The 22,305-nt window shown below is 58.1% G+C and carries 20 protein-coding genes; 5 read left to right on the forward strand and 15 right to left on the reverse strand.

Features of this window, described 5'->3' with window-relative positions:
• Nucleotides 1-16: 16 nt before the first annotated feature.
• Both ssnA and ygfK read right to left on the reverse strand, forming a co-directional pair.
• The gene (ssnA, locus tag AACR93_RS11480) at nt 17-1,345 is read right to left on the reverse strand and encodes a putative aminohydrolase SsnA (RefSeq protein ID WP_043850860.1); all 1,329 of its coding nucleotides are present in this window, start codon (nt 1,343-1,345) and stop codon (nt 17-19) included.
• A 30-nt stretch (nt 1,346-1,375) separates the two neighbouring features.
• Nucleotides 1,376-4,486: a putative selenate reductase subunit YgfK gene (gene ygfK, locus AACR93_RS11485; protein WP_043850861.1), complete on the reverse strand. Its 3,111-nt coding sequence runs from the start codon at nt 4,484-4,486 to the stop codon at nt 1,376-1,378.
• Nucleotides 4,487-4,622: 136 nt separating this feature from the next.
• On the opposite strand from ygfK, the gene AACR93_RS11490 reads away from it, so the two are divergent.
• The gene (locus AACR93_RS11490) at nt 4,623-4,850 is read left to right on the forward strand and encodes a hypothetical protein (RefSeq protein WP_156152947.1); all 228 of its coding nucleotides are present in this window, start codon (nt 4,623-4,625) and stop codon (nt 4,848-4,850) included.
• A gap of 109 nt (nt 4,851-4,959) precedes the next feature.
• Here the strand turns inward: AACR93_RS11490 and mocA are convergent, their stop codons facing one another.
• Entirely contained in the window at nt 4,960-5,625 is a 666-nt protein-coding gene (gene mocA / locus AACR93_RS11495; RefSeq protein WP_331428979.1) for a molybdenum cofactor cytidylyltransferase, read from the reverse strand.
• On the opposite strand from mocA, the gene yqeC reads away from it, so the two are divergent.
• Together yqeC and yqeB are read left to right on the forward strand one after the other, a co-directional pair.
• Nucleotides 5,624-6,460, forward strand: coding sequence for a selenium cofactor biosynthesis protein YqeC (yqeC, locus tag AACR93_RS11500; RefSeq protein ID WP_043850864.1), 837 nt, complete (start codon nt 5,624-5,626; stop codon nt 6,458-6,460). The two genes, mocA and yqeC, sit on opposite strands and share 2 nt — an antisense overlap.
• A gap of 39 nt (nt 6,461-6,499) precedes the next feature.
• The gene (gene yqeB / locus AACR93_RS11505) at nt 6,500-8,092 is read left to right on the forward strand and encodes a selenium-dependent molybdenum cofactor biosynthesis protein YqeB (protein ID WP_043850865.1); all 1,593 of its coding nucleotides are present in this window, start codon (nt 6,500-6,502) and stop codon (nt 8,090-8,092) included.
• 71 nt (nt 8,093-8,163) lie between these two features.
• Here yqeB and AACR93_RS11510 read toward each other — a convergent pair whose 3' ends face one another.
• From AACR93_RS11510 to AACR93_RS11540, 7 genes are all read right to left on the reverse strand, one after another.
• Complete coding sequence (locus AACR93_RS11510) at nt 8,164-9,087, reverse strand: DMT family transporter (protein ID WP_043850866.1); 924 nt, start codon at nt 9,085-9,087, stop codon at nt 8,164-8,166.
• 171 nt (nt 9,088-9,258) lie between these two features.
• Nucleotides 9,259-10,191 carry a carbamate kinase gene (arcC, locus tag AACR93_RS11515; RefSeq protein WP_043850867.1) on the reverse strand — a complete coding sequence of 311 codons (933 nt, stop codon included), beginning with the start codon at nt 10,189-10,191 and terminating at the stop codon, nt 9,259-9,261.
• Nucleotides 10,192-10,286: 95 nt separating this feature from the next.
• The gene (gene hydA, locus AACR93_RS11520; protein WP_043850937.1) at nt 10,287-11,711 is read right to left on the reverse strand and encodes a dihydropyrimidinase; all 1,425 of its coding nucleotides are present in this window, start codon (nt 11,709-11,711) and stop codon (nt 10,287-10,289) included.
• Nucleotides 11,712-11,816: 105 nt separating this feature from the next.
• Nucleotides 11,817-13,034, reverse strand: coding sequence for a YgeY family selenium metabolism-linked hydrolase (locus AACR93_RS11525; protein WP_033113252.1), 1,218 nt, complete (start codon nt 13,032-13,034; stop codon nt 11,817-11,819).
• A gap of 140 nt (nt 13,035-13,174) precedes the next feature.
• The gene (dpaL, locus tag AACR93_RS11530; RefSeq protein WP_043850868.1) at nt 13,175-14,374 is read right to left on the reverse strand and encodes a diaminopropionate ammonia-lyase; all 1,200 of its coding nucleotides are present in this window, start codon (nt 14,372-14,374) and stop codon (nt 13,175-13,177) included.
• A gap of 156 nt (nt 14,375-14,530) precedes the next feature.
• A complete protein-coding gene (ygeW, locus tag AACR93_RS11535; protein WP_033113254.1) occupies nt 14,531-15,718 on the reverse strand; it encodes a knotted carbamoyltransferase YgeW in 1,188 nt (395 codons plus the stop codon).
• Between the two features lie 397 nt (nt 15,719-16,115).
• Nucleotides 16,116-17,075, reverse strand: a complete 960-nt coding sequence (locus AACR93_RS11540; protein WP_043850869.1) for a Wadjet anti-phage system protein JetD domain-containing protein — start codon at nt 17,073-17,075, stop codon at nt 16,116-16,118.
• A gap of 217 nt (nt 17,076-17,292) precedes the next feature.
• Between AACR93_RS11540 and AACR93_RS11545 the strand changes: the two genes are divergently transcribed.
• The gene (locus tag AACR93_RS11545) at nt 17,293-18,525 is read left to right on the forward strand and encodes an esterase/lipase family protein (RefSeq protein ID WP_043850870.1); all 1,233 of its coding nucleotides are present in this window, start codon (nt 17,293-17,295) and stop codon (nt 18,523-18,525) included.
• Nucleotides 18,526-18,651: 126 nt separating this feature from the next.
• Nucleotides 18,652-18,855, forward strand: a complete 204-nt coding sequence (locus AACR93_RS11550; RefSeq protein WP_033113256.1) for a hypothetical protein — start codon at nt 18,652-18,654, stop codon at nt 18,853-18,855.
• Nucleotides 18,856-18,934: 79 nt separating this feature from the next.
• Here the strand turns inward: AACR93_RS11550 and AACR93_RS11555 are convergent, their stop codons facing one another.
• From AACR93_RS11555 to AACR93_RS11575, 5 genes are all read right to left on the reverse strand, one after another.
• A complete protein-coding gene (locus AACR93_RS11555) occupies nt 18,935-19,765 on the reverse strand; it encodes a hypothetical protein (RefSeq protein WP_052497070.1) in 831 nt (276 codons plus the stop codon).
• A gap of 49 nt (nt 19,766-19,814) precedes the next feature.
• Nucleotides 19,815-20,318: a peptide deformylase gene (gene def, locus AACR93_RS11560; protein WP_043850871.1), complete on the reverse strand. Its 504-nt coding sequence runs from the start codon at nt 20,316-20,318 to the stop codon at nt 19,815-19,817.
• A complete protein-coding gene (locus tag AACR93_RS11565; RefSeq protein WP_043850872.1) occupies nt 20,318-20,800 on the reverse strand; it encodes a GNAT family N-acetyltransferase in 483 nt (160 codons plus the stop codon). Before AACR93_RS11565 ends, def begins: the two co-directional genes overlap by 1 nt.
• Before the next feature lie 138 nt (nt 20,801-20,938).
• Nucleotides 20,939-21,565, reverse strand: a complete 627-nt coding sequence (locus tag AACR93_RS11570; RefSeq protein ID WP_043850939.1) for a DJ-1/PfpI family protein — start codon at nt 21,563-21,565, stop codon at nt 20,939-20,941.
• Between the two features lie 119 nt (nt 21,566-21,684).
• Nucleotides 21,685-22,182 carry a GNAT family N-acetyltransferase gene (locus AACR93_RS11575; RefSeq protein ID WP_043850873.1) on the reverse strand — a complete coding sequence of 166 codons (498 nt, stop codon included), beginning with the start codon at nt 22,180-22,182 and terminating at the stop codon, nt 21,685-21,687.
• Nucleotides 22,183-22,305: the final 123 nt, after the last annotated feature.

The following is a 22,305-nucleotide window of genomic DNA, read 5'->3' on the forward strand; positions in this document are numbered from 1 at the left end:
CGTACGGAGGGGGGCCTCAGGCCAGCTGATCCATCCGTTGCCACAGGCGGCTCGCCACCTTGCTCGCCTGCTGATAAATGGGCTCGACGTCAAAGGCGAACTCGCGGTCCTGATAGACCATGCGCCCCTCGACCATCACGCTGTTAACGCTGGCAGAGCCCATGCCAAAGGCGAGATGGCCGCCGAGGTTGCGCGGCGCCAGCGGGGTCGGTGCGGCGTAATCACAGATGGTGAGGTCGGCCTTGTATCCCGGCTCCAGGCGGCCAAATTTGGCGTCGAAGTTGCGCTCCAGCAGGGTGTTGCCGTTCCAGAGGAAGCGGGCAAAGCTGTCGGGCCAGAGCGCTCCGCCGGCATCCTTGTGTTTGAAGTAGGCGAACTTGAGCTCTTCGAGCATGTCGGAGCCGATACCATCAGTGCCGAGCGCCAGATTGCGATACTCCGGCAGGTGCATGTTGTAGCCCACGTGGTTGTTCATGTTGGAGCGGGCGTTGTGCACCAGGAAGGCATCGCGGCTGTTGAGCAGCTCGATGTCAGCCGGGCTCAGGTAGATGCCGTGGGCGATCAGGGTCTTGCTGTCGATCAGGCCAAACTCGTCCAGCCGGGCGATGGGCTCCTTGCCATAGTGGTGGTGACCGTGGGCCATGTCGTAGCGGTCTTCCGCCACATGGATATGCAGACCACGACCGGTAACCTGTACCGCTTCGCGCAGCATGGCCAGCCCCTCGTCGGGCACGGTGAAGGGGGCGTGGGCACCGATATGAGCCTCCACCAGATAGGGTTCGCTCCCCTTGGCTTTGGCCGCATCGATCTGTTGGGCGAACAGGATGTTCTCCTCCACCCCGGCCTGCAGCTCGGCAAGGCCGCCGTTGCGATCCGTGGTCTCGAAGCAGGTCATGCCGCGCAGGCCCGCCTCCATAAACCCTTTGCGCAACACATTCAGGGAGCCCTTGATGAAGTTGGGCGAAGCGTGGTGGTCGATCACCGCACTGCAGCCGCTCTTGATCGCTTCCAGCGAGCAGATGAGGCCGCTGTAGTAGAGGGACTCTTCATCGAGCGCCCGATCGAGGCGCCACCAGAGGTTTTTCAGGGTGGAGATAAAATCCGGGCAGGGGGCGATATTGGCCATGATCCCCCGCGACAGGCCGGAGTAGAAGTGGTTGTGGGCACAGACGATGCCAGGCATCACCAGCTTGCCGCCCATCTCCCGATAGTTGGCCTCCGGGTAGAGGGCCCGCAGATTGGGCCCCACCGCTTTGATAAGCGATCCTTCGATGGCGATATCCACCCCTTCCAGCACCCGGGTCGGCTCCAGCTGGACAGCGGTGACGTTCTTCAGAATAAACATGGTTTGCTCCTTCGCTTATTCGTGGTTCGCTCAGGCCTCGACGGCCCCCAGCAGGTAGTGGTGATGAGCATGGACATGGCTGATGATGCGGCACATGTCAGCGAGCGCCTCGGGGGCATCCTTGATCCGGCTCTGGGCGTCTATGGTCAGGCGATAGGTCTCGCCATCCTGACGCACCCGCAGTTCGCCACCATCCGCCAGATAGAACCCGGGGTTGCGACTGTTGTCGAAGTCCTCGGGCAGGCTGAAGATGGTGACCTTGTCCTGATAGGGCTTGCCCTGCCACGGGCAGAACTGGGCGCAGTTGCCACACTCGTTGCAGTAGGCATCCAGGTGCAGGGTCTGGAACTGATCCTTGAAGCCCGGCACCGCAATGGCGACGTTGGCCCGGTTGGGGCAGACATCCACGCACTTGCTGCAGAGGTAGTTGCACTCGAGGCAACGGTGCGCCTCTTGCGCTACGAAGGCATCGCGCTCACTCTTGTCAACCATGGTGACGGCGATGCTCCCCTTGCGACGGTAGATCTCATCCTTGCCCGACGGCTGGATGGTCACGTCACTCTGCTGGCTGGCGATATGCTCGCGAGAGAGCACCAGATCCGCGGCGCGGCGGGCACCACCGATGGCACCGACGATGGAGGATGGTCCGCTCTGCACGTCACCGATGAGGAAGACGTTGCGACGGCTGGTTTCGCCGGTCTGGCCATCCACCTCGGGCCAGCCATCGCTGCCCAAGGGAATGCCCATCGCTTTCAAAACGTCGCAATCAGGCTGCTCGCCGATGGCGGTGATCAGGGCATCCATCTGCATCACTTCGGTCTGCTCGGTGGGCACCGGACGGCGGCGGCCCTGCTCGTCAGGTTCCCCCAGCGCCATCATCCGCACCGTGAGCTTGCCATCTTTCTCAAAGCGCTCCGGATTGGTGAGGAAGCAGAAACGCACCCCATCCTCCACCGCTTCCAGATACTCCTCGCGATAGGCGGGCATCTCTTTTTCGCTGCGACGGTAGATCACGGTCACATCACTGACACCGGGCACCTTGAGGGCAGCGCGGGCACAGTCCATGGCGGTGTTGCCGGCACCGATCACCGCCACATGGCGGCCAAGCGGCAGCGGTTTGCCCTGATTGAAGCTGCGCAGGAAGTGGAAGGATTTGTAAATCCGCTCGTGACCCCCCTCGAGGCGCATGCCGCCATTCTTGTCGGCGCCGATGCCAACAAAAACATAGGTAAAGCCCTGGGCATGCAGCTTATCGACGGTGAGCGCCGGATCGCAGCCAAACTCGAACTTGACCCCGTGGGCGGCAACAAAGTCGATGTCATGCTGGATAAGTTCGGCCGGAATGCGGAATTCGGGGATAATGTGCTTGACCACACCACCGGCATCCGCTTCGCGCTCGAACACGGTGACCGGATGGCCGGCACGGGCCAGGAAGTAACCGGCGGAGAGACCGGCCGGGCCGGCGCCAATGACCGCCACCGGATGCTTGTCACCACTGCCGGCCGGTTTGTGCCAGCGGGCCTTGTACCCTTCCCAGCCGCGCTCCAGCGCCACTTTTTTCAGCTCGCGGATATTGAGCGCGCTGTCGTAGTCGAGACGGGTGCAGTTGTACTGGCACTGGTGATCACAGATGTGGCTGGTGATGGCGGGCAAGGCGTTGCGCTGATAAATCAGCTCAAGGGCCGCCACATACTCCCCCTCGCCCATCAGGCGAATGTACTCGGGGATATCCTGATGCACGGCACAGGCGGTGACGCAGGGCGCCACGTAGCAGTCGGTCAGCGGCAGGCCGCCACCCACTTCGATGCGATCCTCGGACTTCCACTCCTTCTGGGTGTAATCCATGGTGAGCGCCTTGGCGGCAAGCGCTTCCAGCTTGGCCACATCCACCAGAGTCATGCCCCAGCTGTCAGAGGCGTCGATCTCTTTGAGGCACTCAATCTGGCGCAGGTATCCGCCCGGTTTGAGCAGATCAGTGGCCATGGTGATGGGACGGATACCGGTCTCGAAGATCTCGGCGATGTTGAACTTGCTGGCACCGCCCGAGTATGAGATGGGCAGCTTGCCATCGAAGGCGCGGGACAGCACGGCGGCCACGTTGATGGAGAGGGGGAACAGCGCCCGGCCGGACATATACATCTCATCCCCCGGCAGTGCCCCTTTGCGGTTGATGGTGCCAAGGGTATTGGTCAGCTTGACCCCGAAGGTGAGCCCCTTCTCGGCCCCCAGCGCCATCAAGCGGGTCAGCATCGCCTTGGCCTGATCCAGCTTGAGGTCGTGATCGAACGACTCTTCGCTCAGACCAATGTAATCAAAGCCGCAGGTATCGAGGATCTCGCGCACCCGCGGGTAGCCCAGCAGGGTCGGGTTCAGTTTGACGAAGGTGTTGAGCCCCTTCTCTTCCAGCATGTAGCGGCAGATGGCCTCAATCTCGTTGGGCGGGCAGCCATGCATGGTGGAGAGGGTGACGCCGTGCACCAGATTGGCCGGGATACGATCCACCAGCTGTTGCAGGCGAGCGCGGCGCGCCCCCAGTCCCAGCTCGGCGATAAACTGCTCGTCGGCCACGAGGTCACGTACCACCTGCTGGTACTCGGCAAATTTCGGACTGCTGCTGGCATCCATCAGGCTGTGGATGAAATGCTGCATCGGTGGCTGTTTGATGCCATCGAGGTTGTACCCCACGCTCATGTTGAAGATGAATGACTTGGCCTCTCCGTCGAGACGGGGATCGAACACCTCTTCCAGCAGGTAGAGGGCAAACCAGGCTTTCAGATACTCGTCAAACGCCTTGGGCAGGGTGAACTCGGTAGACCACTCGGTGTTGAAACACTCATCTTCGGCATCGATGCAGGGCTTTTCCAGTTCGAGACGGTCCAAGATCTGCACCGTCTTGAGCTCGATAAAGCGCCCGCCGGTCAGCCAGGAGGTGACGATGTTCTGGGCCAACTGGGTATGAGGGCCGGCTGCCGGGCCAATGGGGGTCTCGCAGGTTTCACCGAACACCTTGATCTTGCGCTCGTCCTGCTTGCGATAAAATTGTGCGGCGGGAATACCGAAAATAGTCTGACTCTCTTTATATTCCGCAAAAATACGGGTCAGAAGGTTCTTGAAGGGAACGGGTCGCATAATATCGCCCATGGCTATCTCCTTGCAGCTGTTCTGCGCATTGGCAGCATGAATAAATGGGGTATCCCGCACGGGCATTACCCCTTGGCAAGGAGAGGAGCAACTATCAGGCCACTCCATCGGCAAAACTATTTTTTAGGGTAAAAGCGTGAGATGGCTCGAATTAATGAAGGCGGTTTGGCATGTCTCCATTATGATTAATGAGAGTGGTTCTCACTCACTTGAAATTTTATTCAAGGCAATGCCAGAGAAAAAAGAGAAGTATCAAATCGGCAGCGATAAATATCACTTTGATAGGGTAAAAATCATCCAGCATTATCGCAAGCAAACCCCGGCCAATATGGCCGGGGTTTGCTTAAAAGTCACTGCTATATAAAAGGCGGTCGTCGCTATTTCGGTTTATCCAAAGGCTGCGAGATGACTCGGCGTTACCGCCCCGCTGGCTGCCATTGCACGCAGAGGGAGGTGGGCCCCAACGATGCGACTCAGCCCTGCTCGGTCGTAAACTCGTCGGCAGCACGCAGCTCCAGTTCGCCACGGATCAGCGCCTGATAGCGCTCGGGGGTATCGATATCAAAGAGGATGGCAGGACTCTCGACCGGTATGGTGCGATGGGGACGTTGTAGCAACCAGCGGCGCACCGAACCCTGTGCCGGCGCGGCAGCCAGCTCCCTTGCGAGGGATTTTGGCAGCAATACCGGATGACCCGCCTCCCCCTCAAAGCTCGGGAACAGGGCGAGCTCTCCGCGCGCCTGCCACAACTGCTGATAGACCTCGCACGGGATACAGGGCAGATCCCCGTGGCTGATAAAGAGGTAGTCAGCATTGCTGGCCGCCAGAGCGCAGCGGATGGAACTGCCCAGCCCCAACTCATAGTCAGGGTTATGGACGATGAGAATGTCGGGGCGATTCCCATAACAGGCAGCGAGTTCGGCCCCGCGATGGCCCACGACCAAAATAATCCGGGAACAGAAGGCCAGGGCATTTTTGAGACTTGCATCAAGAATTGTCCCAGAGCCATAAGGTAGCATCATTTTCCATGCCCCCATGCGGGATGACAAACCTGCTGCGGTAATTATACAGTCACACTGTTCACGCCCCCGAGCCTGCACCTTTTCATTCACCTCGCTATTTATTTCGGTCATTGCCATGTCCTTGCCACACTCTGTTATTCACGCGTTTCCGGATATTGGTTCGCTTTTAAATCCACTGCTTGAAAATAGTGACAACCATACCACGCTAATTAGCCTTTGTGGTGCCGGCGGAAAAACCAGCACCCTGTTCTGGCTTGCGGAATATTTTTATAAGCAGGGTAAAAGGGTGCTAATTACCACCACCACCCGGATGTTTCTGCCAGCCCCGTCACACTATCGGGAATTGATTATCGAGACGGATCCCGTTCGTCAACTTACCCGCTGTCAGGCTCTGCCGGATGGCCCGACCCTGGTTGCCCTGTTCAGCCATCTCGACGAGCGCACCGGCAAGGTTGCAGGGCCGGATCTGCGCCAAATCGACCTGCTCAAAGGACAGCAGCGCTTCGATCTCATCCTGGTCGAAGCGGATGGCGCCCATCACAAGTTATTGAAAGTGCCCGCTTTGCACGAACCTTGCATTCCACACCAGAGTGACTGGGTGATCGCCCTGCTGGGAGGCGCCATGGTGGGAGCCAATGCCGAACCGGCGCAGATCCACCGCTGGGCTGAATTGCAGGCCCTGTGCGGGATTGCAGCGGGTGAGCCACTGGACTGGGCACTGTTTGACAGGCTGCTCTGCCACCCCGAGGGGGTGTTCAAGGGCACCCCGCCCGGGGCGCGCCGGATCTGGTTTATCAATGGCGATTATCAAAATGAGGCGTCGTGGCTGGCGGAATTGATAAAGCTGCAGAGCCGCCACCCCGAGATCCACGCCATCTGGCAGGGGGCCGTGCGCGAATCTCCCCCCATCCGTCACCTGATCTGCACAGCTCCGCACGGGGAGGCGCTTTAGCCTCACCCCTGACGTTTTAAGGATGAAAAGAGGTACCTTATGAATCTGTTTGCACACGCAGCCCGACTGGAACAGGAGAACACTCCGTTTGCCATGGCCCAGATCATCGAGAGCCGGGGCTCCACCCCGCGCCATCAGGCCCAGATGCTGGTGATGGCCGATGGCCAGATCCTCGGTACCATCGGCGGCGGCATGATCGAGCGGCTGGTGATCGAGGAAGCGATGGCCGCCATTGCCGAGCGCAAGCCCCGCATCTTCCACGGCCGGATGGCGCGCAACGGTGAGCATGCGGTCGGGTCGGATTGCGGTGGTGCCATGTCGGTCTATATCGATGTCTATGGTCTGCGGCCACGGCTGGTGCTCATTGGTGCCGGCCACGTCAACCGGGCTGTGGCCCATGCTGCGGCGCCGCTCGGCTTTGATGTCCATGTAGGGGATTGCTTCGAGGGGAGCCTCAACCCTGACCTCTTCCCCGCCGGTACCCATCTGGTGCAGGCCGATACCATCAGCGCGGTGATCGATAAACTGGCCATCGAGCCCGCCAACTTCGTCATCATCGCCACCAACCATCAGGACAAGGAGGCGCTGGATCGGCTCATCAGCCGTCCCCTCGCCTATCTGGGGCTGCTCGCCAGCAAGCGCAAGGTGCAGACCTTCACCCAGGCACTGCGCCAGCAAGGGGTGAGCCAGGATCAATTGCAGCAGCTGCACGCCCCCATCGGTTACAACATAGGTGCCGAAACCCCCGAGGAGATCGCCATCAGCATCCTCGCCGAGTTGTTGCAGGTGAAAAACGGCAAGGCAGGCGGTCTGATGCAGGATGATGTGCGCCTCAAGCGGGATCAGCTGGTGGTGATGCGCGGATCAGGCGATATCGCCACCGGGGTGGCGCTGCGCCTGCACAATGCCGGCTTCAAGGTGGTAATGCTGGATCTCGACAAGCCCACAGTGATCCGCCGCACTGTCGCCTTCGCTCAGGGGATGTTCGACGGTGAAACAAGGGTCGAGGGAGTGCGTGCCAAGCGGGTCGAGAGCGTCGAGCAGGCGTTCGAGCAGCTGGATCGGGGAGTCATTCCGCTACTGGTTGACCCCGACTGTGCCACCCTCGCCGAGCTCAAGCCCCGCTATCTGGTGGATGCCATCCTCGCCAAGCAGAATCTCGGCACCCACAAGGAGATGGCCCCCATTACGGTGGCCCTCGGCCCGGGGTTTGAGGCGGGACGCGACTGCGATGCGGTCATTGAGACCAACCGCGGTCATCATCTGGGCCGGGTCATCTATCAGGGCCCTGCCCAGCCCAATACCGGCATTCCCGGAGTGATCGAGGGACACTCCGCCCGCCGGGTGGTGCGCGCCCCTGTCGCAGGGGTGATGAAGAGTCTGATCAAGCTCGGTGATCTGGTGCAGGAGGGGGATGTGATCGCCCATGTGGGGGACGCCCCCATTATCGCGCCGCTCTCCGGCATGGTGCGAGGTCTGCTCAGCGATGGCATCGAGGTGACCGTCGGCTTCAAGATCGGTGACATCGACCCCAGAGGCGAGCGGGCCGACGCCACTACGGTATCGGACAAGGCACGCGCCATCGGCGGCGCCGTGCTGGAGGCCATGATGCATCTGGCCCAGCGCAGATAAGAGAGTGTTCTTAAAACCAGAAGGGCCCGCCATGATGGCAGGCCCTTTTTATTTCGTTGCCGACAATCGACTCAGCCGTGCTTGATACGGGTCTCCCCCGCCACCGACATTACAGAGCGCTTGCCCTTGCGGCTGATGACGATAAGCGCCAATACGATAAGGGCGATGCCGCTCCCCTCCACCGGCCCCGGATTTTCACCAAGCAGCCACCAGGAGAGCAGCACGCCGCTCACCGGCACCGCCAGTGTGCTGAGGCTGGCGATCCCGGCCGGCAGCTTTTTCAATACAAACAGCCAGAGGCTCCAGGCCAGCGCCGTGGCGAAGATGGCGCTGTAGGCGAGCGCGCCAAACACATAGGGCTGCCAGTCGATGGGTCGCTCCGGCACCAGCGCCGCCACCACGGCCATCACCATGGTGGCATAGATCATCTGCCAGGTGGTGAGGGACATCAGATCCACCGCGGGATGGCGGGCATACATCCGCTTGGCGATGATGGCGCTGATCCCCCAGCAGATGCCGGAGGCAATCCCCAGCAGCGCACTCTTCATGGAATCGAGATGCAGCTGCCAGGGCTCGATCACCAGCAGCAGCCCGCAGGCGGCCACCCCGACCGCCAGATAGTGGAGCTTGCGCATCCTCTCGCCGAGAAAGAGTGCTGCGAAGATCACCACCCAGAACGGCATGGTGTAGCTCAGAATAGCCACCTTGCCCGCCCCGCCGCTGATCAGCGCCCACTGGGCCAACCCCACCATGCCGCAGGTCTGGAACAGGGCGATGGCGAGGGTATAGCGAAACGGGGTGGGTTTGAGATAACGGCGCCCGCGCAGGGCCAATACCAGCAGCAGAACCAGAGATCCGCACAAGCAGCGCAGGGCGGTGAACTCGAAGGCCCCCGCGTAGAGCATCACCTGCTTCATCACGATCCAGCTGTAACTCCAGATGGCGGTGAGCAGGATCAATCCCACCAGCGCCGCCATATTGATCTTTCCGCTCATTTGTTTGCTACTCACCTCTTGTCACTCATTGCGCCTGATCTGCTCTCGGCGTCTTGCCCGCGCTTGAAGGCGGCCATCTTACGCCTCCCATCCTCTGCTGACCATGGCCGCCCCGAAATGAACAAGGGGGCCGACGGCCCCCACAATCACACTCAACCCGAGCTGGAACGTCTAGCGGCAGATAAGGGTTCCTGTCTTGCCGGCAATGCCGTCGGCGGCCTTCTCCAGCAAGGTGATCAGGGATTTGCGCCCCGGCATGGAGGTAGCGAACGAGAGCGCCGCCTCCACCTTGGGCAGCATGGAACCCTTGGCAAACTGCCCCTGTGCAATAAAGCTGTTGGCATCGGCCACGCTCAGCTGATCGAGCCACTGCACATCCGGCTTGCCAAAGTTGATGGCGACCTTCTCTACCGCGGTAAGGATGATCAGCATGTCGGCGTCGATAAGCTCCGCCAGCTTGGCACTGGCCCAATCCTTGTCGATCACCGCGCTGGCACCGCGCAGGTGATTGCCCTCGCGCAGCACCGGAATGCCGCCGCCCCCGACGGTGATCACCACCTGACCGGCAGCCAGCATGGCAGAGACGGTCTCCTTCTCGATGATATCGACGGGTTTGGGGGATGCCACTACCCGGCGATAGCCGCGACCGGCATCCTCTTTAAGCCGCTCGCCCTTGGCCATCAATGCCTCAGCCTCCTCCTTGCTGAAGAAACCGCCGATGGGTTTGCTCGGGTCGAGGAAGGCGGGATCGTTTTTATCCACCTCCACCTGGGTCACCAGGGTAGCGACCGGCTTGTGAATACCACGCGCCAGCAAGGCCTCGCGCAGGGCGTTTTGCAGGTCATAACCGATATAACCCTGACTCAGGGCCACGCAGACCGACATGGGCAGATGGGGCGCCTTGGGGTCATGGCGGGCCGCCACCTCGAACGCCTGCTGGATCATCCCTACCTGCGGGCCGTTGCCGTGGGTCACCACCACCTCATGCCCCTGGGCGATCAGGTCGGCAATGGTGCCCGCCGTGCTCTGCACCGCCTTCATCTGCTCGGGCAGGTTGTTGCCCAGCGCATTGCCACCAAGGGCCAGTACAATTCTCTGTTTCATCTTGTTATCTCCAGTGATGGGACAAGCCGGCGCAACACCGGCCCACCTTTCGTTGTTCACATAACCTTGCTGCTCTGCGTGTTTCGAACGGATTGTCAGCCTGCAGCCGCGGGGCAAGGCGAGTGCAGATCCGGCGCCAAGGCCGGATCAAAGGGCGCTCTGGCCAGAAAGCGGCCATGACCACGGCGCCCGAGAAACTCGCCATCGCGAGCGACTATCTCGCCACGGCTCAGGGCCATCCTGATCCGGCCGGGGCAATGCATCCCCTCGTAGGGGCTGTAGTCGCCGTTGTCATGCAGCAGTGGGTGAGAAATCAGGGTGTCACCGCGGGGATCCATCAGCACCAGATCAGCGTCAGACCCCGGTTGCAAGTTGCCCTTGCGCGGCCAGAGGCCAAACAGGCGCGCCGGGTTGGTGCTTGTGAGGGCCACGAAGCGGGACGGCGAGATGCGCCCGCCCAGCACCCCGTGGGCAAACAGCAGCAGCATCCGGTTTTCGACCCCGGGCAAGCCGTTGGGGCAGCGGCTGAAATCGCCCCCCGAGAGGGTCATGCGCTGGGCGTGGGAGAAGTTGCAGTGATCGGTCGCCACCGTATCGATGTCACCCGCAGCGATACCGACCCACAGCTTGTCCTGCTCGCGGCGCGAGCGCAGCGGCGGGCTCAGCAGATAGTCGACCCCGTTCTCCTTGTAATAACACTGCTCATCTAGCAGCAGATATTGCGGGCAGGTCTCCACCCAGACCGGTTGCCCCTGACGGCGCGCCAGTTTCAGGTACTCCAGCCCCAAGCCGTTGGAGAGGTGGACGATATAGAGCGGCGCATTGCCAGCGAGCCCCGCCAGATTGATCATCCGGGCCACCGCCTCGGCTTCGCACTCCAGTGGGCGGCTTTGCGGGTGATACCAAGGCTCATGATGGCCTGCGGCCAATAGGGCAGCCCGGCGCGCCGCGATGGCGGCATCGTTCTCGGGATGGACGGTGGCGAGCGCACCCACCTCCTTGAGGCGGGCCAGCGCGCGCAGCACGTCGTGATCACCCAGCTTGTACTGGTAGGTAAGATAGAGCTTGAAGCTGCTGATCCCCTCCTCCTGCACCATGGCGGCCATCTCGTGGAGGATGGCGTCATCCACATGCTGGACAACGCCGTGAAAGCTGTAATCGACCACCGCCTGATCGGCGGCATAGTCGTGATAGCGGGCCAGCTGGTGATGCAGATTGCACCCCGCCGGGCCAAATCCCATGTGATCGACGATGGTGGTGGTGCCACCACAGGCGGCGGCACGGGTACCGCTAAAAAAATCATCGCAACTGCGAGCAATGCCAACATCGATGTTGAAGTGGGTATGGACGTCGATGCCACCCGGCATCACATAACAGCCGCTGGCATCGATCACGTCGGTCTCGCCATCGGGCTGGATAGCGGCGGCTCGCGCGCGGATCACCCCGTTATCGATCAGCAGATCCTGACGATATTCACCCTGTGCATCGACCAGCACACCGTTTTTGATCAGCCGTTTCATCCCTACCACCTCGAACATCACTTCAAACAGCAAAGCCCCGCCTCAATGGAGACGGGGCACTTGCAACAGCCGAGCGGCGATGGCAGTCACCACCCGGCAGACCCCTTACTTGTCCAGCTCGGCCAGATAGAGCATGGGGATCACGGCGTACATGGCGGCGCACTTGACCAGATGCTCTTTCCAGGTCTTCTCGTTCGGGGCGTGGGCCTCCGGCTCTTTACCCGGGCCAAAACCGATGACCGGAATACCGTGGCGACCCATGATGGAGACCCCGTTGGTCGAGAAGGTCCACTTGTCCACCACCGGCTCCTTGTTGAACAGCTCGCGATAAGCCTTGGAGAGGGTTTTGACGGTGATGTGATCCTCTTCCACCTTCCAGGTCGGGAAGTAGCACTCGGTCGGGTAGACCAGACCGGTGTAGGCCGGACGGTCGTACTGGTACATGGAGACCTCGGCACCGGCGGCTTTCACCGCAGGCAGGGCGCGGATCTCGTCGAGCGCACCTTGCCAGGTCTCGCCCCAGGTCAGACGACGGTCGATGGAGACAGCGCAGCTATCGGCCACGGCGCAGCGGCTCGGCGAAGTGAAGAAGATCTCGGAGACGGTCAGGGTACCCTTGCCGAGGAAGTCGTCGTTGCCGAGGTTATGGCTCAGCTCCTGCAATTCGCCAAGGATGGGACCCATCTTGAAGATGGCGTTGTCACCGCGCTCCGGTGCGGAGCCGTGGCAGCTGACCCCCTGCACATCGATGCGGATCTCCATGCGGCCACGCTGGCCACGGTAGATCTGGCAGTCGGTGGGTTCGGTACTGACCACGAACTCGGGGCGGATCTTGCTCTGCTCGATGATGTACTGCCAGCAGAGGCCATCGCAATCCTCCTCCTGCACGGTACCGGTCACCAGCAGGGTGTACTGATCTTCCAGCCCCAAATCCTTGATGATCTTGCCCGCATAGACCATGGAGGCCATGCCGCCTTCTTGGTCAGATGCGCCGCGGCCACCGATGATCTCGTGATCTTCCATCCCCTCATAGGGGTCGAACTTCCAGTTGGCCATGTTGCCGACGCCCACGGTATCGATGTGGGCATCCATGGCGATCAGGTGCGGGCCGTGGCCGATATAGCCCAGCACGTTGCCCATGGGGTCGATCTCGACCTTGTCAAAGCCAACCTTCTCCATCTCCTGCTTGATGCGCAGCACGACGCGCTCTTCATCGCAGCTCTCGCTCGGGATGGCGATCATGTCGCGCAGGAACTGACTCATCTCGGCCTTGTACTGGTAGGCCTTCTCCAACACCATTTCAAACGGAATTTGCTTGCTCATTGTGATTCTCCATAACAACTGAGAGTGCGCGGCCTGTTCGTCGGCAGCGCCCTGTGCCCGTTACCGCGCCCCGTTGGCGAGGCGCGATCAATGCTTCAATTCGTGTCTCTGCTCTCGCAGGGATTACTCACAGCCGGGGGTTAATCGCAGGCAGGATGTTTGCCTTCCCACACCACTTCCCGGTAGTGCTTCACATCGGTGTCCCCTTCGGTGTTGATGATGAGCACCACCGAGTTGCTATCCAGCCCCAGACGTTCCATCAGCGCCGCGCGATCCGGGTGGTGACGCACTGCCGCCAGTACGCCGGTACCGACCGAGCCGGACTCACCGGAGATGATGCGGGGGTCATTGCCAAGAGGGTTGCCAAGCACTCTCATGCCCAGTGCCGACACCTTGTCGTGACAGGAGATGAACTGGGTGGTGCAGCCCCTGAGCAGCGGCCAGCCGAGCGGATTGGGTTCGCCGCAGGCGAGACCGGCCATGATGGTGCGCATGTCGCCCCCCACGTTGACCATCTCCCCCGCCACGCCGGAGCGGTAGATGCAGTCGGCCTGATCCGGCTCGACCACGATGCTGTGCAAGTTTTTCGCCCCGAAGCAGTCCACCAGATAGCCGAGCACGCCGCCCGCCAGCGCCCCTACCCCGGCCTGCAGCAGCACGTGGGTGGGCTGCTTGATGCCCATATCCTGCATCTGCTCGACCGCTTCGTCGGCCAGAGTGGAGTAACCCTGCATGATCCAGGTCGGGATCTTGGTGTAACCCTCCCAGGCGGTGTCCTGCACTATGTGCCAGCCGCGCTCTTCGGCCATCTTCATGGTCAGGCGCACGGTATCGTCGTAGTTCATGTCGGTGACGATGCACTCGGCACCGAGATTGAGAATGTGGTCAACCCGCTCCTGGGCAGAGCCCTTGGGCATGTAGACCACCGCATGCTGACCCACCTGCTTGGCGGCCCAGGCAACGCCACGACCGTGGTTGCCATCTGTGGTGGTGGCGAAGGTCATCGGCTCCTTGATGGTGCGCTTGATGAGATCGAAGGAGAAATCCTCGACGGCCACCCCGTATTTTTCACAGAGCAGGTTGGCAATGGCGTAGACGCCACCCAGCATTTTGAAGGCATTGAGACCAAAGCGTTTTGACTCATCCTTGACCAGAATATTTTTTACCCCGATATAGGCGGCCAGATCTTTCAGGTCGCACAGGGGTGTCGGTTCATAACCGGCCAGTTTTTTATGAAAGGCACGGGCCTTTTGTGCTTCGGCGCGAGAAAACAGGGGAGATGGTTCACCGGTAAAAAAACGGTTATCGGCAATATCCATCTTCAGAGAAAATTGGGACATGCGTACCTCATCCAGATTATGGGGTCGGGAGCCATCTCACCGGGAAATCCGATATTCAGATACCACGGGGAGAAAACTCACGACAATTCCGCTGTTGTAGCAGGCAGGGGAATGATTACCCCTGCCATTTCTTTTATTTATTTCAGCCAACGCTACTTATTTAACCCGCTTCTGGGCCTCTTTCAGCAGCGTTTCGAGGGTCTCTCCCGGGGCGGAGAATTTACGAGCCATGATCATGGCGGCGATAATATAGGGCTTCCAGCTCGCCTCTTTATAAGTGGCGATACGATATTTCTCGAATACCCCTTCGGTAACTTCGCCCTCTTTACAGGAGACACCGGAAATATCGGCCGGCAGGCAGTGCATATAGAGCGCTTCACCACCCTTGGTGAGCTTCATCATCTCTTCGGTGCAGTGCCAATCCTTGTGCTTGGCGTTCTGCTCAAGGCAGTGTTTCTCCAGCTCTTTGAGACCGGCGTGGTCATTGGCACGCAGCAGTTCGGTACGCTGCTCCATCACCTTGTAGGGGGCCCAGGACTTGGGATAGACGATATCGGCATCCTTGAAGGCCTCTTCCATGGAGGTGACCTGGCGGAAGCTGCCACCGGATGCCTTGGCATTCTCCTTGGCCACTTCGATCACGTCCGGGATCAGGTCATACCCTTCCGGGTGGGCCAGGGTCACATCCATACCAAAGCGGGTCATCAGGCCGATGATGCCCTGCGGCACGGAGAGCGGCTTGCCGTAGCTCGGGGAGTAAGCCCAGGTCATCGCAATCTTCTTGCCCTTGAGGTTTTCCAGGCTGCCGAAGTGCTCCTGCAACCAGGCCAGATCAGCCATGGACTGAGTCGGGTGATCAATGTCGCACTGCAGGTTGACCAACGCCGGACGCTGGGGCAGCACCCCCTTCTCGAACCCTTCATCCAGTGCGGCCCCCACTTCACGCATATAGGCGTTACCGGCACCCAGATACATGTCATCGCGGATACCGATGGCATCGGCACAGAAGGAGATCATATTGGCGGTTTCACGGACGGTCTCGCCGTGAGCAATCTGGGATTTGCCCTCATCCAGGTCCTGCTGGGCCAGACCGAGCAGATTCAGCGCAGAAGCATAAGAGAAGCGGGTTCGGGTGGAGTTATCGCGGAAAACCGAGATACCGAGCCCGCTGTTAAACAGTTTGGTAGCAATATTTTCGGCACGCAGTGTCTTGAGGGATTCGGCCAGTTTCAATACCAGTTCAAGCTCCTGAGGTGTTTGCTCCCAGGTCAGCAGAAAATCTTTTTCATGCAGGTTGGATTTGAGTGCTTTGATCTCTTTGATTAACTCGTTCACTGCTTTCATCGTTCGCCCCAATTCGTTGGATGATATATGAATAGCTCCCCAGTCACTCACGATGTCACCAGCATCCCGGTTATGGGTGAGCTCATCGGTTAGCGTCGATATAGGGCAATCAATAAGCGTGCCAAGGTAAAGATTTGCGGTGGAATAATAAGAAATGGCAAAAGTATGTGATGGGCGCCACAAAAATAGCAGCGATTAGCCCTATTTGGCTGATGAGGTGATGCGTTCACTGAATTTATCCTGCTGCGACCACATCTCATGGGGTGATAAAACCGAGTAACGGTAGAGATAATTATCACCCGGACACATCACTCGGGGCTGAAATGATATAAAGCAGACCAACTTTATCATTATGATAAGCGGCCGGGAGGTGACGGCCCTCCCCTTTAACACTCTGCTACTCAAGCGCCCACAGACGCCAGTGCGGCGCAGCAATCAATACCTCCTGTTCCAGCCACTTTCCATCGGTGATCAACTCATCGAGCCAAGGGAGAGCTCCCCTCACTCTTTCCTCTTTACGCCAGTGCACCTTGCCAGCCACCTCCGTAAAAGCGCCTACGGGACGGGCATAGTGTTCCAGATAAGAGTGGATGGCGTCGGGAAGCCAGAGCATGGCGGGGCGATGAAGCTCACGAGCCAGTTCAACGGCGATATCTATGCCACGTTGATCAAGATCGCCAAAGTGCGCCCACTCTATGCTTTGAGGCAGCAAGGGGATCAGCCGCTTGGCAAGTCTGGTGTTGCGCCCGGGGGCAAACAGCAGCAGTTGTCCCGGCTGCAGCGGGTAGTCGACAAAGGCCCCTTTGTTCTCCACTGTAATAACAAGCTCTCCCTGCCACTCGAGAGCCGCCAGCGTGTCCAGAGCCCGCTCCGGCAACACCAATTCACCCAGTTGTGCCATCACTGCCGTCATATCGTGCTGCTGACCGTGCATATCGACCAGCGAGAACGGATCGAGTGTGCGGATGCGGATCACCTCATCCTGTGTCAGCGTCAGATTCGCCAGTTGTGGATCCGGACATTCACTGCGCGGATGCTTGCTGTCCCCATACCAGAGCGCATACCCGCAGGCTTGATTCAGCTGCACCGGCAACATCACACCAAGAAGCGCCAGTTGCTCACGCTTGTTCGGTTCCGGTGGCACTACCTGCGCCAACTGGCTGACAAGATACGTCCGTCCATCATCGGTCAAGACATAGAGTGCGCCACGTCCAACCGGCCTGATCCCGCCCACCGCCTGCAACAGCTCCTTCAACTCGCGACCATGTCTGCTCTCAAGAGAACAGCCCTTCTCGTTCCGGCTATCGAGCAACCGTGCACACAGTTCCTGCACCCGGATCTCATCAAACAACGACATCTCACCTCTCCATGACAGCGTCATATGAGGAAGTAGATGTGATTTTCCTTGCTGTTACCGTGACCAGCTTCGCAAGAGAAATTTTCAACGCCTGTGCGCCCGCCAATGCATTTGATGAAACTGGTAAACACAGGCCAAAGGGCGCAAGCTGGTTTGGCCTGCAGACCATTCGCAGCATGGCTACCACCCACGTTACCCACCACAGCAAGGAGTGCTTATGCCCGATGCCGCTGACAAGTCGCCCTCCTCCTGGCAGCTTTCGGATATCCGCGAGCTGGCGCAACTGCTGACCCAGGCACTGCCCGCTACCGTGCAGATAACGGAAGCGGTGCATCAGGCGGTGCTGGGCGGTATGGGTATCAAGGGGCGAGAGAAAGGTAAAACGGCGGGGCTCACCGGGCTTATTTACAAGGGAGTTCACGGAGCCGCCAATAGCCTCGGCAGTGGTATCAATGGCCTGCTGGCCCGCCTGCCACTCCCGACGCAACCTTCTGTGGCAGAGACGCCCAAGCGCGCCGCTCTGCTTGCCACCCTCAATGGCGTGCTGGGGGACAAGCTGGTCGAGCAGCAAAACGCCCTCGCCACCCCGATGACTCTGCGCTATCAGGGCAAGCCGCTCGATTGGAAGGATATACCTGCCGACCTTCCCCACGCGGGACGAGTGCTGCTGATGATCCATGGCCTCTGCATGAACGATCTGCAGTGGCACACCAGCTATCAGGGGAAGTCCGTCAATCATGGCGAAGCGGTGGCCAGAAAGCTTGGCTATCTGCCTCTCTATCTGCGCTACAACTCGGGTCTCTCTATTGCCAGCAACGGGCAGGCGCTGGCGCTGCAGCTGGAGGATCTGTGTGACCGATGGCCGGGGGCCATCAAGCAGCTCAGCGTGCTGGCCTACAGCATGGGGGGACTGGTTATCCGAAGTGCCTGCCATTACGCCCAAATCCACTCACTGCGCTGGCCCAAGCGACTGCAGCATCTGATCTTTCTTGGCACCCCGCACCACGGCGCGCCGCTCGAATCCGCTGGCCACTGGCTGGAGCAACTGCTGCCAGTCACCCCTTACAGCATGCCCTTTGTGAAGCTGACCCGCATACGCAGTCAGGGCATTCGGGATCTGCGTCATGGCAAGGTCATCGACGCCTCCCGTAATAACAGGGAGCGCACCATCGGACGCGATCCCCGCCAACCGCTCCCGCTTCCAAGCGGCGTAGCCTGCTTTGCCATCGCCGGCACCACATCCGCCAAACGCACCCTGCTGGCAGAGCGGCTGATTGGCGATGGACTGGTCCCCCTGCGCAGTGCGCTGGGCCTGCACCGGGAGCGCGCACATCAACTCGACTTTCCCCCCGAACATACCCTGATTGTCTATCGCACCACTCATATGGCCCTGCTCGGCAGCCCGGAGGTCGGTGCACAACTGCTGGACTGGCTTGACGATGCCAGGTGATCCCCCTTCTCTTTGCATACCGTTTCAGAAATTTGGTCGAACAGCGCCAATCGGGCGCCGCATGCAGTGCTCGCAGCAACTAGCCTTGGAGGCAGTGTTTGATATGAGCCAGCAGTGGAGCGCCATATGTTCTCTTACACCCTCACCTTCAAGGATGATGTCGACCGCCTGACCGCCCCCGAGCAGGAGGTCTCCTTGCAAAGCCCTGCCCAAGCGGGCGATTTCCTTATCCTCTCCGACGGTAGCCGCCATCAGGTGATGTTTGTCACCCACAGGGCCAACTACAGCAGCCTCTATCTCGATAAAGGGGTCAGGGTGCCGCAAAGCTAGCGAAGCTGATCCCTCAGTTTGCGAAAGCAAAAGAGCGGCACCTGGCCGCTCTTTGATCTCTCTTTATGTGGATTTGCTGTCACAGCACCTTGATCACCGGTTGGTGCACTATCTCGGCGTCGTTTTTATAGACCACCAGCTCACCCGGTGGCACGCCTCGCTCACCCAATACGGTTACAACGCACTCGTAGCGATAGGGGCCGCTCGTGAAGAGATAGGTATGATTGCCCCCCGTCCCCTCCACCCTGACGGTGCCATTTCTCAGCACCAGATCCGGCTTGTCGGCGAGCGTCTTGCCCCTGGCCCAGGAGGCGTAGCGATAGTGGCCATCGTTCAACTCGTCGATGCGAATGGTAAATTTCTCGGTCTGCCACATCAGCGCGGGGCTCTTGTACTCCCGCACACTGGGATGCAGACCGCTCTTCTGCCTGGCGATAAGCTCGGCTTTCAATTTGGCGGCCTGCCCCGTCTGATGATTGATACCGATCACCTTGCCATCAAAATCCATCCAGACCTCGCCACTGCCCAGCATGATGCCGCGCCAGCCCATGGTCTGCCAATCCTGCCCGATCCGGGAGGTTGCGATGCTTTTTAATATGGCGTCATCAAATACCTCGTCAAAACGGGTCAGCATCTCCGCCGGGGTTTTGATGGCGGGAATGGGATACTCCTGCTTGAAGGGGTACTTCATCTGGTTGGCAAGTGCCTGATGATCACGGGCTTCTGCCGCATCGACCAACTGCTGCACAAAGGGGCGATATTCGGCCGGCAGCTGCTCTTCGTCGGCTGATACGGGGAGAGCGACCCACAATGTTCCCAGCAACAGCAGGGCCTTCAGCCCATAACGTCCCCGCACCTCATTGCTATTGCGGCCAAACAGTGCCCTGACATTCCATCTTGCCACTTTCATTCTGCCTGCTCTCCACATAACTAAAACGGCCAGCCACTATCCGCAAACATTAGCTGGCGGACTTGAGCGATTTTTTAACTCGTTTGAGTGCCATCTGCCGCTTGAGCGGTGACAGGTAATCAATGAACAAGTTACCATCCAGATGATCAATTTCATGCTGCATGACAATGGCCAAAAAATCGCTGCTCTCAATCGTAATCGGATTGCCTTTTCGATCCAGTGCAGATACCACCACCGAGCTGTAACGCTCGACATCCGCATAATAATCCGGCACGGAGAGACAGCCCTCTTGTCCAAGCACCTTTTCAGTACCGCTTATCACTTGTGGATTAATCAAAACCAGCGGCTGATCCCTGCTCTCAGACAAGTCGATAATAACGATCGCCTCTTTACGCCCGACTTGAGTTGCGGCCAAACCAATCCCGTTTTCCGTCGCATACAGGGTCTCCAGCATGTCATCGATCAGCCCCTGTACGGTAGCGATATCCTCAACTCGCTCGGCCTTGATCCTCAACCTGGGGTCGGGAGCCGTCAAAATATTCAAAATCGCCATCACAACTCTCCATTAACCACTTTTTTCAATCCGAGGTCACAGCCCAACGGCCGGGACATGGAGACAAACGCCTGCTCCTCTTCGACCACGCTGTAACCAAGGCGCTCATAAAACCGTATCGCCCCATGGTTCTCTCTGAAGCTGGACAGGGTGACCCGGCATTTGCCCTCACGCTCAGCCTCCTGATGCAGCCGTTCCATCACGGCAGCGCCAAGCTGCCGTCCCTGATACTGAGGGAAAATGATCAGCAGATGAACATGCAGGGCATCCTCATATGGCTTGCGACATAACAGACCAATACGTTCTCCCCCATGCAGGATCCACGAAAACCATTGCGGCAAATATGAGCTGGCTAGCCGTTCGCGTTGAAATTGGTCATCCCAGCCAAAGAGCACCTCAACATAGGGAAATATTCCCTGTTTCACGGCAGTAAAGACCTGCTCAAATTCACTTTGCGGCACATTAATCAGCTCAATATCCATCTCTTTCCCTGCTCAAGCCATATTGAAAAAATAAACAAACTGATAAATTATTAAGACATACTGATAGCCACAAAGATCTACCCTGAGCACTCAATATAAAGCACCAAGCTATTTTTACTTCAACAAGAACTCGTACATTTAGCAGATACCACCTTCGAGAAACCCCATCCCCTCTTTAATTTTTTCTAGATTGGCTTTTGAGGTAAGCATCTCCACGACAAGAAACGCAACGTCCATTGCAGTGGACGGGCTACGTGAAGTGATAATATTCCCATCGATAACGATAGGTTGATTCAGTACCTGTACACCATACTCTTGCATCTGTTGTTGCCGTTTCTGACTCAGATGATAAGTCGTACCATTGCGACCGCTTAGCACACCACTTTTGGCAATAGGCAATGCCCCCACGCACACCGAAGCAATAACTTTTCCCTTGACATCAAAATCTTTAATCAATGCCAATAGCCTTGGATCATACGCATCATCATAAAAGCCTGCACGGCTCATACCTCCCGGTATTACTAGGGAATCAAACTCTTCGATATCTATTTCATCAAACAGACATTCCGGTTCGATCGTAAAATTCCATGCACATTTAACTCGTTGGTGAAAACCAACTGTAGTTAACTGTATGGGCTCAAGGCCATAAGTTGTCGTCCAACCAAAGGCATCTGTAAATACTGATGCCTCATACTCTTCAACCCCATTACACAAAAATAGAATTACTTTTGAATTTCGCTTCCTTTCTGAGTTCACTCTATCCATCCTGTAATCAACATGAACTAACATTTGCCACAAAACACTTTAATAACCGTTGCATGGTAATATACCATGCTAATTTTTTCACGAAGAAAGGCAATCAAAACTCTAAATTGTGACATAACTTAAATCAGCTTAGCCATTAAGTATTCATCAACATATTCACCATCAACTTTCATCGAGTTTCGCTTTATTCCCTCGACCTCAAAACCACAAGCGTGATAAAGAGCACAAGCTCGGACATTATGACACATGACATTTAACTCCATACGGGTAAAGGCCCGCGCGGTTGCCCACTCTTCCAGCGCAGAAAACAACTGTTTACCAAATCCCTGTCCAGTTGTGGATTGTTGAATACCGATAACACAATACAAGACATGTTTGTTACGATTTGCTGGTTGACCAATGCCGACAATAAAGCCAGCAATCTCATCGAGCTCTGCCAGTACCAGCATGACTTTGTTGTTTGCATCAACAAACGATGCCAATATTTGGGCTTGTTCAACCTCTGTCGTAGTGCGCTCTCCCGGCTCATAAAGCATAAAAGTTGTTTCACTGTCGAGTCGGTTCATTAACGCCAAGACATTGTGTGCATCAGATACACATACTTTTCTCACTTCCATCTGATGGCCTCAGATTTAATAGTTAATGTCAAGTTATACATATATTTATGAAGCTTTATCGCTTTTATATCATCTAAAGTTATCCACTTCCAGTTGTTCGATATTAAAGAACCTCAACCTTTA

This window comes from Aeromonas sp. L_1B5_3, assembly GCF_963866575.1.
Lineage (GTDB): Bacteria > Pseudomonadota > Gammaproteobacteria > Enterobacterales > Aeromonadaceae > Aeromonas > Aeromonas jandaei.

What these genes read in the sequence shown, in the direction of transcription:
- ssnA (WP_043850860.1), bottom strand. Translation starts at nt 1,345, where the DNA reads ATGTTTATTCTGAAGAACGTCACCGCTGTCCAGCTGGAGCCGACCCGG.
- ygfK (WP_043850861.1), bottom strand. Translation starts at nt 4,486, where the DNA reads ATGGGCGATATTATGCGACCCGTTCCCTTCAAGAACCTTCTGACCCGT.
- yqeC (WP_043850864.1), top strand. Translation starts at nt 5,624, where the DNA reads ATGTCCTTGCCACACTCTGTTATTCACGCGTTTCCGGATATTGGTTCG.
- mocA (WP_331428979.1), bottom strand. Translation starts at nt 5,625, where the DNA reads ATGGCAATGACCGAAATAAATAGCGAGGTGAATGAAAAGGTGCAGGCT.
- yqeB (WP_043850865.1), top strand. Translation starts at nt 6,500, where the DNA reads ATGAATCTGTTTGCACACGCAGCCCGACTGGAACAGGAGAACACTCCG.
- AACR93_RS11510 (WP_043850866.1), bottom strand. Translation starts at nt 9,087, where the DNA reads ATGAGCGGAAAGATCAATATGGCGGCGCTGGTGGGATTGATCCTGCTC.
- arcC (WP_043850867.1), bottom strand. Translation starts at nt 10,191, where the DNA reads ATGAAACAGAGAATTGTACTGGCCCTTGGTGGCAATGCGCTGGGCAAC.
- hydA (WP_043850937.1), bottom strand. Translation starts at nt 11,711, where the DNA reads ATGAAACGGCTGATCAAAAACGGTGTGCTGGTCGATGCACAGGGTGAA.
- AACR93_RS11525 (WP_033113252.1), bottom strand. Translation starts at nt 13,034, where the DNA reads ATGAGCAAGCAAATTCCGTTTGAAATGGTGTTGGAGAAGGCCTACCAG.
- dpaL (WP_043850868.1), bottom strand. Translation starts at nt 14,374, where the DNA reads ATGTCCCAATTTTCTCTGAAGATGGATATTGCCGATAACCGTTTTTTT.
- ygeW (WP_033113254.1), bottom strand. Translation starts at nt 15,718, where the DNA reads ATGAAAGCAGTGAACGAGTTAATCAAAGAGATCAAAGCACTCAAATCC.
- AACR93_RS11540 (WP_043850869.1), bottom strand. Translation starts at nt 17,075, where the DNA reads ATGTCGTTGTTTGATGAGATCCGGGTGCAGGAACTGTGTGCACGGTTG.
- AACR93_RS11545 (WP_043850870.1), top strand. Translation starts at nt 17,293, where the DNA reads ATGCCCGATGCCGCTGACAAGTCGCCCTCCTCCTGGCAGCTTTCGGAT.
- AACR93_RS11550 (WP_033113256.1), top strand. Translation starts at nt 18,652, where the DNA reads ATGTTCTCTTACACCCTCACCTTCAAGGATGATGTCGACCGCCTGACC.
- AACR93_RS11555 (WP_052497070.1), bottom strand. Translation starts at nt 19,765, where the DNA reads ATGAAAGTGGCAAGATGGAATGTCAGGGCACTGTTTGGCCGCAATAGC.
- def (WP_043850871.1), bottom strand. Translation starts at nt 20,318, where the DNA reads ATGGCGATTTTGAATATTTTGACGGCTCCCGACCCCAGGTTGAGGATC.
- AACR93_RS11565 (WP_043850872.1), bottom strand. Translation starts at nt 20,800, where the DNA reads ATGGATATTGAGCTGATTAATGTGCCGCAAAGTGAATTTGAGCAGGTC.
- AACR93_RS11570 (WP_043850939.1), bottom strand. Translation starts at nt 21,565, where the DNA reads ATGGATAGAGTGAACTCAGAAAGGAAGCGAAATTCAAAAGTAATTCTA.
- AACR93_RS11575 (WP_043850873.1), bottom strand. Translation starts at nt 22,182, where the DNA reads ATGGAAGTGAGAAAAGTATGTGTATCTGATGCACACAATGTCTTGGCG.